Consider the following 15,668-nt stretch of genomic DNA (forward strand, 5'->3'; position numbering starts at 1 on the left):
ACAAGCCGAGCCTCCACCTTTGGCGCTGCAAGCAACAGTCATGCAGGATGGTATTGAAGGCCTTGTTGTACAACGCGGTGGAGGCATTATCGAGCTGCGAGCAACAGAGCTTTCCGGTATAGCAGCCGACTTTAACTGGCAAAGTCTGGGACTTACTATCACTCAAAACGGAGCCTCGGCCCATTTCGATCCAGCCGCGCTCTCGACCGGCCGCCACTACCTGCAACTCAGTGCTGAAGCAGGTGACCGTAAGGGGGAACTGGAACTAGCACTGAATGTGATTGCTGAATGCCCGGTGGCCGATTGCAGCAACAGCGGTGTGAGCGGCATACCGGCCAGTCAGAACCAATACAGCAATCAGCCTAACCGTTTGCCGTTGTGCCCGCAAGACATTAGCAACAGTCGGGTGGCTCAGTGTGAGGACCAGGGCCAAGCAGCACTCTTCGTCGAAGTACCGGCGCTGTTCCAACTAACGCTTGGCTTGTACAGTGAGCTTGAATCCTGGCAAAGCGGTCAGTTTGGCCTGGCACTCAGTGAAGGCAGCTTAGATGACATCGGTTATCGTCAGCTGGGCTTTATTGTCAATCTGGATTTGGTAGGACTGCAAAGCCCAGGTGAGTCCGTTCCAATAGCCATTCCCATGCCTGCCGGTCAGAGTATTCCAGTCAACGCCGTCTGGCGGAAGTTGGTCAATGGGCTATGGCAGAATTTTGTCGAAGATGAAGCCAACCATATCGACAGTGCACCACGTAATGTACTCGGCAACTGCCCCGGAGTATCATCCGATAGCTGGCGGGCTGGGTTAAACGAAGGCGATGCCTGCATCCGGCTAACCATTGAAGATGGCGGACCCAATGACGATGATGGTCGGGCCAACAGTGTCATTCGAGATCCGGGCGTACTGGCACAGCAACAAATGGCCACGCTTTCCTTTGACAGTGCAGGTGGCAGTGAAATCACCAAGATTACAGCTCTAGTAGGCAGCTCACTGGCAGAACCGGAGGCACCATGGCGTAAAGGGTACACCTTTACCGGCTGGCAGCCAGCCTTCCCGGCCACCATGCCAGAGAGCGATGTGCAGCTTACAGCACAATGGCAAATCAACCAGTATGTGATCCGCTTTGATGTGGATGGGGGCCAGGCCATCCCAGATCTGGTACTGGACTTTGGCGCTTCTATAAGCGCCCCTGCACCCACACGCCCTGGCTACACCTTCAGTGGCTGGTCACCGGCACTACCCACCACTATGCCAGCACAAGATTTGCAGGTGAAAGCCCAGTGGCAGCCAAGCAGTGTCACTGTGACCTCAAGTGGCGGTAGTACGAGTTTACTAAGCGCCATACTGCTGCTGATGTTTGTGGTGATGCGCCGCTGTTTCCGGTTCAATCGCCTGAAAAGTAGTCTGAAAATCTTTACTGCCAGCCTGTTACTGCTACCCATGGTAGCACTCAGTCAGAACTGGTATCTCGGCGCGCAGCTCGGTGAGGCCAGAAGCCACAGCTCTGGTAACCTGGCTAGCGCAGCGGAGCGCAAACTTAATACGGCAGGTGTCTCAGGCATTGTCAGGCTCCAGTCGAACTCAGACACAGCCTATCGTCTGTTTGCTGGCTATCGATTCAGTCACTGGCTGGCAGCAGAGTTCGGCTGGCTGGATTTAGGCGAGGCGGTATTGCACTATGATGGCCTGCCGGTGAATCAACCGCAAGCCACGTTAAAAGCACAACCGCAACGCGGCCGGGGCGCCGAACTCAGCCTGGTTGGCCACTTTACTTTGGGTCAGCACTGGCAGCCTTATGCCCGGCTGGCGTTGTTTGATAACCGCAGCCGCTATCAATTTGAAGGGACAGCTGCCCAGTCGCCTGAACGCCGCAGCCGCATTCGTCTGGGCGCCGAACTGGGGATGGGTTATCAACTTAGCTCACAACTGCAACTCAGCGCAGCGGCTGCGCACTACGATACCGAAAACTTCAGTACTCGGATGCTAAGCCTGGGCCTGCGCTATTCATTCTAAGCGCAAGCCCAGGGTAATACTGGTATGAGATTTACAGAGCACTTTGCAAAATAACACGGGACACTTCTGGCGTAATATCCCCATGCTCGCCGAGCTTGACCATCTTATGCTGCACCAATCGCTCCACCATGGTATCGATGGCACTGGCATCGATACCATAATCAGCTAACCGGGTCGGCACCCCCATTTGCTCGAAGAAAGCCCGGGTATGGCTGATAGCCTCGTCAATCAGACGTTCTTCATCCTGGTGGACCAGCTGCCAGACCCGCTTGCCATATTGCAGCAGCTTGTCACGCTTTTGCCGGCGTTGCTGCTGCATCAAAGCAGGCAGCACAATGGCCAGTGTTTGTGCATGATCCAAGCCATGCAAAGCTGTGATTTCGTGGCCAATCATATGGGTCGCCCAATCTTGCGGTACCCCTACCCCAATCAGGCCATTCAACGCCATGGTTGCTGCCCACATCACATTGGCACGTACAGCGTAATCCTCCGGCCGCTCCAGGGCCTGCGGTCCCTGTTCAATCAAAGTTTGTAGCAAACCTTCAGCAAAGCGATCCTGCACCGGTGCGTTCGCAGGGTACGTCAGGTACTGCTCCATCACATGGACAAAGGCATCGACCACACCATTAGCGACCTGGCGGGGCGGCAGACTAAAGGTGGTAGTCGGATCTAAGATGGCAAATTGTGGATACACCAGTGGGCTGGAAAAGGCCATTTTCTCCTGGGTGCTGTAACGGGTGACTACTGAATTGCCATTGCTCTCAGAGCCAGTTGCTGGCAGGGTTAATACGCACCCCAAAGGAATGGCTGCATTGACTTTGGCTTTACCACAAAGCAGATCCCAGGCATCACCCTGATAACAAGCCGCAGCGGCAATAAACTTGCTGCCATCAATGACACTACCACCACCAACCGCCAAAATAAAATCCAGCTGCTCACTCTTAAGCAGATCCCTGGCTTGTAACAGCGTATCAAAAGACGGATTCGGCTCGATGCCGGCAAATTCAAACCAAACTTTGCCGTCCAGAGCGGCGACCACCTGATCGTAGACGCCATTTTTTTTGATGGAACCACCGCCATAGGTCAGCAATACCCTGGCTCCATCTGGGATTAGCGCTGCCAGCCCGGCGATCTGTTGCTCGCCAAACACAATGCGAGTTGGATTATGAAAGGTAAAATTTTGCATAAAGACTCCTGAACAAGTTCGCTGACAGCTACGTATCAAAACAGCAACAGTATCACTTTTTAGCGTACAACCGTTGAATTTAGCGACAGACTGCTGCTGTTTTGTCCAGCCAAGTACAGGTTTGCTAAACCCTGTTACAAAAAGACAGTAGGGCTTAGCGTCAAAACTTAGTATAGTAGTGTGAACCAAGTTTCAATTTAAGGAAGTCAAGATGTTGGCATTGGTCTGGCTTATTATTGCCATCGCATTTGGCATGGTAGAACTAATGACAGGCACCTTCGTCATTTTAGCCATTTCGATGGGTGCCTTTTCTGCCGCTATCAGCAGCTGGCTATTTGCTCTGAGCTTTACCCAGTCGCTGTTTGTATTTGCTTTTGGCTGCCTGATGTTTTTACCACTATCGCTCTGGCTGCGTAAAAAGGGTTTGGGTACTTCCAAGGCTGTCAATATGGCAGAACCAGGTTACAAGCAAAGCGTGGTGTTAGAGCTACATGGCGACAAGCTGGTCGCGAAGATGAGTGGCAGTTTTTACCCGGTAAAAGCAGAGACAGCCAGTGAGGACACCAGTTGGCTTCGGGCTGGTCAGGAAGTCAAAGTCTGCCGTATTGATGGCATTACTTTACTGGTAGCACCTCAAGATTAAATCATAATCACTACAAGGAGTTTGCAATGGACTTAGCGTTAATTTTATTACTCGGGGTGGCAGGTTTTGCCATCATTTTAATCCTCAACAACATCTTTATCGTGCGTAACAGCGAGTGCATGGTGATTGAGCGTCTGGGCACCTACAACCGTACCTTGCAATCCGGCATCCAGATTACCGTGCCTTTTATTGAAAAGCCGCGTCCTATTATCATGCTGCGTAACCTGAAATTCGTTGAAACACCCCGCATTGATTTGCGTGAAGCGGTACTGGATTTCCCTGGCCAAAGTGTGATCACCAAAGACAACGTGACGGTAACCATCAATGGGGTGCTGTACTTCCGTATTATGGATCCGGTCAGAGCTGTGTACGAAGTTGAAAACATCATTCAGGCTGTCGAAGTATTGGCCAAAACCTCGCTGCGGGCCGAAATCGGCCGGATGGAGCTGGACTCTATTTTCGAGTCGCGTGAAGAAATCAACGAGCGGCTGCGCCTGGTGCTGGATGATGCCGGTAATGGCTGGGGCATCAAAGTAGTTCGGGTAGAGCTGCTGGATATTGCTCCACCGGTTGACGTTGAAGAAGCAATGCGTAAGCAAATGACGGCAGAGCGCCAGCGCCGTGCCACTGTGACGGAAGCCGAAGGTGAAAAGCAAGCCGCTATTGCCCGGGCGCAAGGTGAGCGGGAAGCCGCTATTTTAAGTGCGCAAGGTGAAAAAGAAGCCGCTATTCTACGTGCACAAGGTCAGCGTAAAGCCATTGAGGAAGTATTATCCTCCGGTGATGGCCGGCTGAGCTCGGATACGGTTATTGGTTATCTGCTCGGCCGTGAATACCTGCAGACCCTGCCCAATATTGCCAAAGAAGGGGATCGCATCTTCTTGCCCATTGAGACCAGCAACGTGCTCGGCTCCGTCGGTGCCATTCAAGAATTGCTGAGTGGTAAAAAGTTCTAACGGTTGTATCCAGATGCTATCGGGCCGCAATTGCGGCCCGTTTTTTTGACTTGTGTTTAGCCTCGGCGACGCAAACGAATCAGCATCAAACCAGAGACCAACAACAACATGGTGGCCGGAGCGGATACCTGGAAGTTCACGGTTTGCCCTGAAGCCAGTAAGGCATAAGCTTCCCGACCAAGCACCTGATGCGCACGGCTGGTTGGATGAATTTCATCCCAAAAAACATAGGTATGCGCATTGGCACAGCTAACTTCTGAAGCAATCCCCAAGAAGTTTCTACGGATGGACCGACACTCTCCCGTTGTATTTACAAAACCTTCCGAAGCAGGATCAGCTAAAATCCTGTCAAAAATACCAAATACATCCAGCATAAAAATATCTACCTGGTACTGCAGTGCCAGTCCCAGCAACATCGACTGCAACGCCTGATTCCACAGAGTGCTGACCTCCGTCCCTGAAAAACTGTTCGAGCCCGATCTAAATTCCGGAATGCTGCCCAAGTCAGGTAAATTAGGCACCAACAAAGTTGCTGCACCACCCAAAATCATCTCGGTCAGCATGGCCTGAAAGTTGCCCATGATGGAAGTAATCATCATCAGTGGGGCAGAGCTGCCCACCAGATCCCGCATATCATTGCCGCCAGCCCAAACCACATAAAGGGCGGCCGGGTCCATCACAGCACCGCCAAAACGGCTTTGGTAATTATCCCATTGCCAAAGCACCCCAGCAGAAAAACCTGTTGCATTGTTAATTCGAGCACCACCATAGGCAAAGTTATTGCCGCCGGCTGTCGAGCGTGACGTACTCAGCCCCAAGTCATCCGCCATAAACTCATGCCAAAGATCGCCATTGGAAAAACGTCCATTCGGACCGTAGCCAGCTTCAGCAGCGATAGGAGCAAAGCTCCCAAGCGGCACGGTTGCGCGGGTATTGCCGGTATCGGATAAACTATCTCCAAAGATATACATATCCGAAAACATCGGTGCGGAAAGTGCAGGTGTTGTCAGTAGTGTAAATACCAACACTGCGCAAAACGTTTGGAGCCTTGCTAGTTGTTGCTTAAATAGTTTTATTGTCATTGTTAACCACCCTGTTTGTTGTTTTTATTCAGACGCTAAGCACGTCTTCAAAGGTTTGATGGCAAAAAACGTGCCTATTTTTCAAACAGGGCTCAGCCCAACATGTCGGAGGTCTTATCAGGCAACCTCGAGCTATGACTGTAAAATTTACTGACACCCACCCAGTTTCCCTAATTTTGGTAACAAGGCAGATAGTCATTACTGATCAGAGCAGTAAATAGCTAAAAAAGCATTGAATACACAAAGAAAATACCGTAAAGGATAGTGACAGACAGATTTACAACACGTTGACAGGACGTCTGGACATCTATATAGTCAGCGAGTTTTTATGACTGGTCGGAGATGATGCATGCCAGAACACACCATGGTAACCCCACGCCAGTACGGCGCCCTAGCCTTTTTGCCATTGGCCAGCTTTGTGCTGCTGTTTCTGGGCGCAGGTATTTACTATCAAAGCCTGGGAGTGGATTATGCCTTTTACCAGCTACCGGCCCATATTGCCGTGTTGCCAGCGCTGATGATTGCCATGCTGCTGCACCGCACCTCGATGCAGCAAGCGGTTGAAACGCTGATCCGTGGTGCAGGACAAAATACCATCCTGACCATGTGTTTGATTTATTTGCTGGCTGGTGCTTTTTCCAGTGTTGCGGTCGCCACAGGCGGCGTCGATGCCGTAGTGAATGCCGGCCTGAGCCTGGTGCCGCCATCTTTACTGGTACCTGGCCTGTTTCTAATTGCCGCCTTGATAGCACTGGCCATGGGAACGTCGATGGGGACCATAGGTGCCCTGGCTCCCATAGCGGTGGTACTGGCTGAACAAACCGGTTTATCGCCAGTACTGCTGGCGGGTGCCCTGCTAGGTGGCGCCATGTTTGGTGATAACTTATCCATTATTTCCGATACCACCATTGCGTCCACCCGCACCCAGGGGGCACGCATGAAAGATAAATTCCGCGAAAACCTGAAGCTGGCCTTGCCGGCTGCAGCCATTGTGCTTTTGGGCTACGTCTGGTTTGGCAGTGTACCGGCCGAGATTACCGCCCAAGAGTTCAGCTGGAGCGCGGCACTGCCCTATGTTGCCATTTTGGTGTTGGCAGTGGCTGGGTTGAATGTGTTTGCCGTGCTAGCACTGGGTATTGTACTGGCAGCTTTGCAAGGAGCTTTGTTTGGCAATTATCCTTTGGGGAACCTTGGTCAGGATATGGCTTCCGGTTTCGCCTCAATGCAGGAGATTTTCTTACTCTCGATGTTTATTGGCGGCTTGGGTGAGTTTATCAAACAGCAAGGTGGCCTGGGCTGGTTGTCTTCGCGGCTGAGTGCCTTCTTTGATAAAGTCAAAATGCAAGCGGAGCGCAGCGGTCAGCTTGGCATTGCCAGCCTGGTGTTTGGCACCAATCTTTGCGTTGCCAACAACACCGTGGCCATTGTGATTAGTGGTGATATCAGTCGTAAGCTGGCAGAAAACCATGGCATCACGCCCAAGCGCAGTGCCAGCCTGCTGGATATTTTTGCCTGCATCAGCCAGGGCTTGTTGCCTTATGGCGCTCAGGCCCTTTTGCTGGCGGCCAGTTTTGGCTTAAGCCCCTGGCAGGTGGTCAGTGCCAGCTTTTACTGCATGGTGCTGGCGGTAGTCGCCCTGTTGTGGTTGCTGTTAAAACCGGTCCCAGCAACCAGGCAGGATGTACAAAGTTAACGGACACTGCCGTATTAAAGCGGTCCCGGGCTACCACAATTGGGTAAGTTACCCTGGGCCCGGCGCTGCTGATAGGTCGCTGATGCTTGAGGCATCCGCTGCTGCAAGGCCCGAATACGGTTCTCTGGTACTGGGTGGCTGGACAGCAGCTCAGGGCTACGCTGGCCACCACTGGCGGCCGCCATATTGCGCCATAAATCCACTGCCTGCTCCGGATTAAAACCGGCCTGTGCCATCAGATCGAGGCCGATAATATCGGCTTCACTCTCGTGCTCACGGCTAAAAGGCAGCAACAAACCCACCTGAGAGCCCAAACCAAGCCCGGCCATCATCTCCTGCTGAAAACGTACATTGGCAGCACGGGTTGCTGCATCGGTCAGCGCAAGGCCGGTTTGTACCAGCTGACTGCGTGATAACCGCTCATTGGCATGACCAGCCATCACATGGCCAATTTCATGCCCCATCACTGCAGCCAGTTGATGCTGGTTTTCAGCCACTTTCAATAAGCCGGTGTACACGCCAATTTTACCGCCAGGCAGCGCAAAAGCATTCACCTGATCATCGGCAAAAACGACAACTTCCCACTCATGACCCATGTATTGCTCTGGCGTGACTTTTAGTAGCGCATCGGCGATACACTGCACGTAGCGTTGGGTTTGACGGTCGGTGGAGATGGTCAGCTCTTCTTTCATTTGATCAAACGTCTGAGCGCCCATGCTGCTCAGCTGGTTTTCATTAAACAACATGATTTGCCGGCGACCGGTCGGTGACTGGGCGCAGGCCGCCAGAATGAGTACCGCCACGATGGCGAGCAGTAAAAACTTACGCATGCTTATATCCCTATGAAAAACTGTTTTTTTATTGTATCTGAGGCGCGCAAGAACACCAACGATAAAAAACCGCAGCACTTGGGCTGCGGTTTAATTTGGGCTGCGGTTTTTCACAAAACCAAAGGTGTGAAACAGCTTAGCTGGTCAAATCATCAAAGAACTTTTTCACCCCATCGAAAAAGCCTTTGGACTTTGGCCGGTGCTTAGCTTCACTATCGCCGGCCATGGTCGCATCCAGTTGGCGCAGCAGCTCTTTTTGCTGTTCGCTCAGGTTCACCGGGGTTTCAATCACCACCTTGCACACCAGATCGCCAACACCGCCGCCGCGCACCGACTGCACGCCTTTGCCGCGCAAACGGAACATTTTCTCGGTCTGAGTCTCGGCCGGAATTTTCAGCTTAACCCGACCATCCAGTGTAGGCACAGCAATTTCACCACCCAGCGCAGCCGTGGCAAAACTGATAGGCACATCGCAGTACAGGTTATTGCCATCACGCACAAAGATTGGGTGCTCTTTGACATGCACCTGCACATACAAATCACCAGCCGGTGCGCCATGCATGCCCGCTTCGCCTTCGCCGCTTAAACGAATGCGATCACCGGTATCGACACCAGCAGGAATTTTCACCGACAGGGTCTTGGTTTTCTCCACCCGGCCTTCGCCATGGCATTTGCTGCATGGATCCGGGATAATTTTACCGCGACCATGGCAGGTCGGGCAGGTTTGCTGTACGGCAAAAAAGCCCTGGCGCATGGTAACCTGGCCCGCACCATGACAGGTTGGGCAGGTCTTGGCCGAGGTGCCTTTTTTGGCACCACTGCCATCGCAGCTGTCGCAGGTTACCCAGGTAGGTACCTTGATGTCGACCGACTTGCCACGCACGGCATCTTCCAAACTTAGTTCCAGGTTGTAACGCAGATCAGAGCCGCGCTGCGCCCGCGACTGACCGCGGCGGCCACCGCCACCGAAAATATCGCCAAACACATCGCCAAAAATATCGCCAAAATCGGCATTGCCACCAAAGCCACCGGCACCACGGCTCGGATCCACGCCGTCGTGACCATAGCGATCGTAGGCCGCACGCTTTTGCTCATCCGTCAGAACTTCATGGGCTTCCTGGATTTCCTTGAATTTGACTTCAAGATCCTTATCGCCTTTGGTTCTGTCCGGGTGATACTTCATCGCCAGGCGTTTGTAGGCCTTTTTGATGTCTTTGACATCGGCGCCTTTCTCGACGCCCAGTACTTCATAATAGTCACGCTTTGACATAGATACGGGCTAACTTATGTAAGAGGGCTGCGCCAGAGCGCAGCCCGGGTGGAACATTACTTGTCGTCTTTGACTTCTTCGAACTCGGCATCAACCACATCGTCGGCCGCACCCGCATCACTGGCATTGGCTTCGCCGCCGCCTTGCTGAGCTTTCTTCTGGGCTGCTTCCATCAGTTTTTGCGCTGCCTGCATCAAAGCTTCTGACTTGGCTTCAATATCCGCCTTGTCGTTGCCTTTGATGGCCGTTTCCAGCTCGCTGATAGCCGTTTCAATGGCTTCCTTGTCGTTGGTCGCCAAGTCGCTGCCAGCCTCTTCCAGCTGCTTGCGGGTACCATGCACCAGTGCATCAGCCTGATTGCGGGTTTGCACCAGCTCTTCGAACTTTTTATCTTCCTCAGCATGGGCTTCAGCATCCCGTACCATGGCCTGGATTTCATCATCGCTCAGACCGGAAGACGACTTGATGGTGATCTTCTGCTCTTTGCCGGTGTCTTTGTCTTTGGCCGACACATGCAAGATACCATCGGCATCCAGATCGAAGGTCACTTCGATTTGCGGCTCGCCGCGACGACCGCCGCGAATGCCCTCTAAGTTAAACTGACCCAATGACTTGTTATCAGCCGAGCGCTTGCGCTCGCCCTGCAGCACGTGAATGGTCACTGCAGACTGGTTGTCTTCTGCCGTTGAGAACACCTGCGACTTCTTAGTCGGAATGGTGGTGTTTTTCTCGATCAGGCTGGTCATCACGCCACCCATGGTTTCAATACCCAGCGACAGCGGGGTTACGTCCAGCAGCAATACGTCTTTGACGTCACCAGACAACACAGCGCCTTGCACCGCAGCACCCACCGCAACGGCTTCATCCGGGTTCACATCTTTACGCGGCTCTTTGCCGAAGAACTCGGTGACGGCCTGCTGTACTTTAGGCATCCGGGTTTGGCCACCGACCAAAATGATTTCGTCGATATCGCCCACGCTTAAGTCCGCATCGTTCAGTGCTACTTTCAATGGATCCAGCGTGCGCTTGATCAAATCTTCCACCAGGGATTCCAGCTTGGCGCGGGTGACCTTGATGTTCAGGTGCTTAGGACCAGAGGCATCCGCCGTGATGTACGGCAGGTTCACTTCGGTCTGGGAGGCGGAAGACAGCTCAATTTTGGCTTTCTCGGCCGACTCTTTTAAGCGCTGCATCGCCAGCGGATCGTTGCGCAGATCAATGCCCTGCTCTTTTTTGAACTCATCCACCAGATAGTTGATCAGGCGGTTGTCGAAGTCTTCACCACCCAAGTGGGTATCCCCGTTGGTGGCCAGTACTTCAAAGGTCTGCTCGCCATCCACATCGTCGATTTCGATGATGGAAATATCAAAGGTACCGCCACCTAAATCGTACACGGCAATTTTGGCGTCGCCTTTTTTCTTGTCCATGCCGTACGCCAGCGCTGCAGCCGTTGGCTCGTTGATAATACGCTTTACATCCAGACCGGCGATGCGACCGGCATCTTTGGTGGCCTGGCGCTGGGCATCGTTAAAGTAAGCAGGCACGGTGATAACGGCTTCGGTCACTGGCTCACCCAAGAAATCTTCCGCCGTTTTCTTCATCTTTTTCAGCACTTCGGCAGAGATCTGCGGTGCCGCCATCTTTTTGCCTTTGACTTCAACCCAGGCATCGCCATTGTCCGCTTTGACAATTTTGAATGGCATGATGTTGACATCGCGCTGCACTTCTTCGTCCTCAAAACGACGACCAATCAGACGCTTAATGGCAAATAAAGTGTTTTTCGGGTTGGTCACCGCCTGACGCTTGGCCGGCTGCCCAACCAGAGTCTCGCCATCATCGGTGTAAGCAATGATGGAAGGCGTGGTGCGGGTGCCTTCCGCATTTTCAATAACGCGTGGTTTGTCGCCGTCTAATACAGCGACACAAGAGTTGGTTGTACCCAAGTCGATACCAATAATTCTACCCATAACGGCTCTCCAAATCTAATTCAGGACAGATAATTTCGTGTTAGCAGCTTTATGGGGATTGCCCTTACAGGATTCAAGGATACTGATTTAAATTTTTTCTGTTGCCGACAGACGCTCAGCCAGCAGATACACCAGATGACGGTACTCGATGCCGCTGTGCTGGCTTAAACCGATTTCACAGGTACGACTGGAGGAGACACCCTGGCAGCAGCCTTGTACCTGCTGACGCAGATCATACAGCGCCGAGGCATTCAGTTCAGGCAACAGCAAGCCTTTATCACCGGCAAAACCACAACAGTGAATACCCAGCGGTTGCACCGGTTTGCTGCTGCAGGCTTGCACCAGGGCGGTGAGTTTATCTTGTTGCTTTAGTCGTGCGGCGCTGCAGGTTAGATGCAGCGCTACCGACTCTTGCTGCGGCGTGAGTGACAACTGTGGCAACACCTTGTCGTGCAAAAAATCGATGCTGTCCCACAGCGGCAAATCCTCCGGCAGCTGTTGTTTTAAGGTCAGGCTGCAGGGGCTGGTATCGCAATAAATCGCGAGTTCACCGTCATTGCTGGCTGCTTTGAGCGCCGCTGCCACCTCGGTGGCTTTTTGCTGTGCCAATGCCAGCTGCCCCTTGGATTGAAACGCCATGCCGCAGCACAGCGAATCGATGCCTTCCGGGTAAACCAGCCGGTAACCGGCTTTGGCCAGTACCGCGGCAGTGACTTCCGCCAAGGAGCGCTGATCAGGCTCCCCTGCCGCCGGCCCCATCACCCGGCTGCCACAGGCGGCGAAATACACCACAGGTGTCAGCTGCTCATCAGCCACCGAATTCGCTTTGTTGCGGCTAACAGTTGGCATTGCCGGATACCATAGCGGTAGGCGTTTTCCTGATAACCGGTGCAAAGTACTACTGAGCCGCTGCATCGCCGCATCACCGAGCATAGCGCGGCCACTTTGCTGCAGCCGAAGCCCAATGCGCGCCAAACCGGTTGCACCCGCAAAATGGTTCGCGGCAAACTTCGCCAGCCAGCTGGGTTTCGCCGACTGGGCACGTAACTGATTGGTCAGCTCGCCGGTATTAATGCCCACCGGGCAAGCACTTTCACAAAAGCCACAGCTGGTACAGGTTTGATCGCCCTGATACTGGTAGCTATCACGCAGCAGCGCAAGACGCGGGCTGGCTGGTTCTTCACGACTAAGCCGCTTGATTTCGCGCTGCGCCACAATGCGCTGGCGCGGTGTCAGGGTTAGCGCATTGGAAGGACACACCGGCTCACAAAAACCACACTCGATGCAGCGATCGATCAGAGGATCGGCTTCTGGCAAAGGTTTTAAATGCTTCAGATGGATCTCTGGATCCAGGCTCAGCACCACATCGGGATTCAGAATGCCTTTAGGGTCCAGCAGATGCTTGATGTGCCACATCAACTGGTAAGCATCCTCGCCCCATTCCAGCGCCACAAAAGGCGCCATATTGCGCCCGGTGCCATGTTCAGCTTTGAGTGAGCCGCCACAGCGCACCGCCACCAGCTCGGCCACATCGCGCATAAAAGCCTCGTAGCGCGCCACTTCTTCTGTACTATCAAAGCGCTGGGTAAAGACAAAATGCAGATTGCCCTCAAGCGCATGGCCAAAAATAATGGCTTCGTGGTACTGATAACGCTCAAACAGCTGCAGCAATTGCTGCACGCCTTCGGCCAAGAGCTCCAGCGGGAAGGTGACATCCTCGATAATGACGGTGCTGCCAACCGGCCGTACCGCCCCTACCGCCGGAAAAGTGCCTTTACGAATGGCCCACAGCTGCTGATACACCTTAGGATCGGTGCTAAAGTCAACTTGTTGCTCCAGTTCAAAGGGGCTCAGTGCCTGCCGGATATCGGTAAGTTGCTGCTCCAACACATCGGCCTGCTCAGCACGGCTTTCAATCAATAAAGCACAGGCATGGTCTGAAAGACCGGCGACCCAAACCGGCATCCCTGCTTGTTGATCCACCGCACGCAAGCTGCGCCGATCGAGCAATTCAACCGCGGAGACGGCTTGTTGTTTCAGTACAGTCACGGCCTGACAACAGCTATGCACATCCGGAAAGACCAATAAAGCCGTGGCTTTGTGCGGGTAATCGGGTACGGTGTTTAGGGTCACGGAGCTGATAAAACCCAGGGTGCCTTCGGAGCCGACCATTAAATGGATGAGCATATCGATGGGATCGTCAAAATCCAGCAACGCATTGAGCGAGAGGCCAGTGGTATTTTTCAGCCGGTATTTATGGCGGATTTTAGCCGCCAGTGCCTGATTGGCACGAGCACTATCGGACAACTGCTTTAACTGCTGCAACAGTGCTGATTGTTGCTGGCGAAACCTGGCCAACGAATCACTATCTGCGGTATCCAACACCGTGCCATCGGCTAGCACCAGCCGCATGGCTGCCAGGGTTTGGTAGCTGTTCTGCGTGGTGCCGCAGCACATGCCACTGGCATTGTTGGCAACAATACCACCGACTTTGCAGGCATTGATCGAGGCCGGATCCGGGCCTATTTTTCGCTGCAATGGCGCCAGCAACTGATTGGCATGGCTGCCAATCACCCCAGGCTGCAGCCGGATGGCTTTGCCATCAGCCAGCAACTCGCGTTGCTGCCAGTTACGGCCCAGCAACAGCAATACCGAATCGGTAATGGCCTGGCCGGATAAACTGGTGCCTGCCGCCCGGAAAGTTACCGCCACCTGATGCAGCGAGGCTTGCTGCAAAATGGCGATCACCTCAGCTTCAGATTCCACCTTGATCACCAGCTGTGGGATCAAACGGTAAAAGCTGGCATCGGTGCCATAGGCCAGAGTACGCAGCGGATCGTCAATCAACCGCTCGGATGGGATCAGCGCTTGCATGGTATGCAAAAACTCAGCAGGAAGTGGCATGGTCAGTCCGCCTTAACGACATGGGTACGACTCCAGGCTGTTATAAGTAACAGGTTTTAGCGGGTTTTACTACGGAAGTACCATTACCCTCTTCAGGGTAACCTCGTAAAGTCAGCAAAAACCGCCGGTTCTACAATAGCACCCGGCTGACTTACCACAAAAGCTGCCAGTCTGGATGCATACAACGCCGATTCCTCTGCATTTAGACCCTTCAAACGTGCTGCAAGGTAACCCCCATTAAAAGCATCACCTGCCGAAGTGGTATCCACCACCTCTTTTACCGAACAGGCTAATGTGTAAAACGCCTGCTGCTTACAATAACCCAATGAACCACGGGAACCATCTTTTACAACAAACTCTTCAATACCAAGTTGCAGCAGCCAGTCAGACATTTGCTGAGCACTTTGATGACCAAACAGAGCAAGGTGATCATCGAGGCCACTCAAGGCGATATCGGCCAATGCATAGGCCTGCATACAAACAGCTGCGGCCTCCTCTTTGTATTGCCAGAGCCCGGCACGGTAGTTGGCGTCAAAAGCCAGTTTGCAGCCATGTGTCTTTAACTTACGAAGCAACAAAAACAGCAACTGCCGATCAGCCGGGGATAATATAGCCAGTGAAATTCCGGAAAAGTACAACAGCTGACAGCCCGTCAGCAGGGTGTCGTCCCCGTGTGCCGTATAGCATTGCATGACTTGCCTGGCCGCAGATGCCTGGCGCCAGTAACGAAAACGCCGTTCTCCCTGAAGGTCCGTTTCAATCATGTACAGCCCCGGATTAGCATCTTCGACCCGAAACAACAAATCAGTACCGATATGTTCAGTGTTGGCATAGCTTTTCAACTGATCACTCAAGCTGTCTGTACCCACAGCGGAAAAGAACTGGACATCGAGACTGTTGCCGCTGCTTCGCTGTAGATAGACCGCCGTATTAAAGACATCACCAGCAAATGCTTTATGAAGCAGATTTGTATCATGTTGCCGCAGCTCCACCATGCATTCACCTAGCAAAACAATCCGTTTTTTCATGCTTTTGCTACCCGCCCAAAAATGACAGCGCTATCATAGCAAGCTTTGTCTAAAAATAAACCGGCCATTCGGCCGGTTTATTGATGGCGCAAGAAACG

Annotated in this window: 11 protein-coding genes; 4 read left to right on the plus strand and 7 right to left on the minus strand. The window is 53.0% G+C overall.

Annotation, left to right across the window (positions count from 1 at the left end; translation table 11 throughout):
* Positions 1–2,011 (plus strand): InlB B-repeat-containing protein (locus BLW37_RS16465; protein ID WP_171907656.1); only part of this gene is annotated, 2,011 nt, incomplete at its 5' end.
* 31 nt (positions 2,012–2,042) lie between these two features.
* Here the strand turns inward: BLW37_RS16465 and BLW37_RS16470 are convergent.
* Entirely contained in the window at positions 2,043–3,197 is a 1,155-nt protein-coding gene (locus tag BLW37_RS16470) for an iron-containing alcohol dehydrogenase (protein ID WP_091342552.1), read from the minus strand.
* A gap of 211 nt (positions 3,198–3,408) precedes the next feature.
* On the opposite strand from BLW37_RS16470, the gene BLW37_RS16475 reads away from it, so the two are divergent.
* On the plus strand, positions 3,409–3,840 hold the full coding sequence (locus BLW37_RS16475) for an NfeD family protein (protein WP_091342554.1): 432 nt from the start codon (positions 3,409–3,411) through the stop codon (positions 3,838–3,840).
* Positions 3,841–3,866: 26 nt separating this feature from the next.
* Positions 3,867–4,796, plus strand: a complete 930-nt coding sequence (locus tag BLW37_RS16480) for an SPFH domain-containing protein (RefSeq protein WP_091342556.1) — start codon at positions 3,867–3,869, stop codon at positions 4,794–4,796.
* 56 nt (positions 4,797–4,852) lie between these two features.
* Here the strand turns inward: BLW37_RS16480 and BLW37_RS16485 are convergent, their stop codons facing one another.
* Positions 4,853–5,767 (minus strand): SGNH/GDSL hydrolase family protein, encoded by a 915-nt coding sequence (locus BLW37_RS16485; protein WP_171907595.1) that lies wholly within the window; start codon positions 5,765–5,767, stop codon positions 4,853–4,855.
* Between the two features lie 460 nt (positions 5,768–6,227).
* On the opposite strand from BLW37_RS16485, the gene BLW37_RS16490 reads away from it, so the two are divergent.
* Complete coding sequence (locus BLW37_RS16490; protein ID WP_245785698.1) at positions 6,228–7,571, plus strand: Na+/H+ antiporter NhaC family protein; 1,344 nt, start codon at positions 6,228–6,230, stop codon at positions 7,569–7,571.
* 14 nt (positions 7,572–7,585) lie between these two features.
* Here the strand turns inward: BLW37_RS16490 and BLW37_RS16495 are convergent, their stop codons facing one another.
* The 5 genes from BLW37_RS16495 to BLW37_RS16515 form a co-directional block, all read right to left on the minus strand.
* The gene (locus BLW37_RS16495; protein ID WP_091342560.1) at positions 7,586–8,401 is read right to left on the minus strand and encodes a M48 family metallopeptidase; all 816 of its coding nucleotides are present in this window, start codon (positions 8,399–8,401) and stop codon (positions 7,586–7,588) included.
* Positions 8,402–8,537: 136 nt separating this feature from the next.
* Positions 8,538–9,671, minus strand: coding sequence for a molecular chaperone DnaJ (gene dnaJ, locus BLW37_RS16500; RefSeq protein ID WP_091344881.1), 1,134 nt, complete (start codon positions 9,669–9,671; stop codon positions 8,538–8,540).
* A 56-nt stretch (positions 9,672–9,727) separates the two neighbouring features.
* On the minus strand, positions 9,728–11,638 hold the full coding sequence (gene dnaK / locus BLW37_RS16505) for a molecular chaperone DnaK (protein ID WP_091344883.1): 1,911 nt from the start codon (positions 11,636–11,638) through the stop codon (positions 9,728–9,730).
* Positions 11,639–11,725: 87 nt separating this feature from the next.
* Entirely contained in the window at positions 11,726–14,542 is a 2,817-nt protein-coding gene (locus tag BLW37_RS16510; protein ID WP_091344885.1) for an FAD-binding and (Fe-S)-binding domain-containing protein, read from the minus strand.
* Between the two features lie 92 nt (positions 14,543–14,634).
* Complete coding sequence (locus tag BLW37_RS16515) at positions 14,635–15,570, minus strand: sugar kinase (protein WP_091344887.1); 936 nt, start codon at positions 15,568–15,570, stop codon at positions 14,635–14,637.
* Positions 15,571–15,668: the final 98 nt, after the last annotated feature.

Origin of the sequence: Alkalimonas amylolytica (assembly GCF_900107845.1) — a bacterium.
In the GTDB taxonomy this organism is placed as follows: domain Bacteria; phylum Pseudomonadota; class Gammaproteobacteria; order Enterobacterales; family Alteromonadaceae; genus Alkalimonas; species Alkalimonas amylolytica.

Coding starts and splice junctions, on each gene's coding strand:
- BLW37_RS16470 (WP_091342552.1), bottom strand. CDS start 3,197: ATGCAAAATTTTACCTTTCATAATCCAACTCGCATTGTGTTTGGCGAG.
- BLW37_RS16475 (WP_091342554.1), top strand. CDS start 3,409: ATGTTGGCATTGGTCTGGCTTATTATTGCCATCGCATTTGGCATGGTA.
- BLW37_RS16480 (WP_091342556.1), top strand. CDS start 3,867: ATGGACTTAGCGTTAATTTTATTACTCGGGGTGGCAGGTTTTGCCATC.
- BLW37_RS16485 (WP_171907595.1), bottom strand. CDS start 5,767: ATGTATATCTTTGGAGATAGTTTATCCGATACCGGCAATACCCGCGCA.
- BLW37_RS16490 (WP_245785698.1), top strand. CDS start 6,228: ATGCCAGAACACACCATGGTAACCCCACGCCAGTACGGCGCCCTAGCC.
- BLW37_RS16495 (WP_091342560.1), bottom strand. CDS start 8,401: ATGCGTAAGTTTTTACTGCTCGCCATCGTGGCGGTACTCATTCTGGCG.
- dnaJ (WP_091344881.1), bottom strand. CDS start 9,671: ATGTCAAAGCGTGACTATTATGAAGTACTGGGCGTCGAGAAAGGCGCC.
- dnaK (WP_091344883.1), bottom strand. CDS start 11,638: ATGGGTAGAATTATTGGTATCGACTTGGGTACAACCAACTCTTGTGTC.
- BLW37_RS16510 (WP_091344885.1), bottom strand. CDS start 14,542: ATGCCACTTCCTGCTGAGTTTTTGCATACCATGCAAGCGCTGATCCCA.
- BLW37_RS16515 (WP_091344887.1), bottom strand. CDS start 15,570: ATGAAAAAACGGATTGTTTTGCTAGGTGAATGCATGGTGGAGCTGCGG.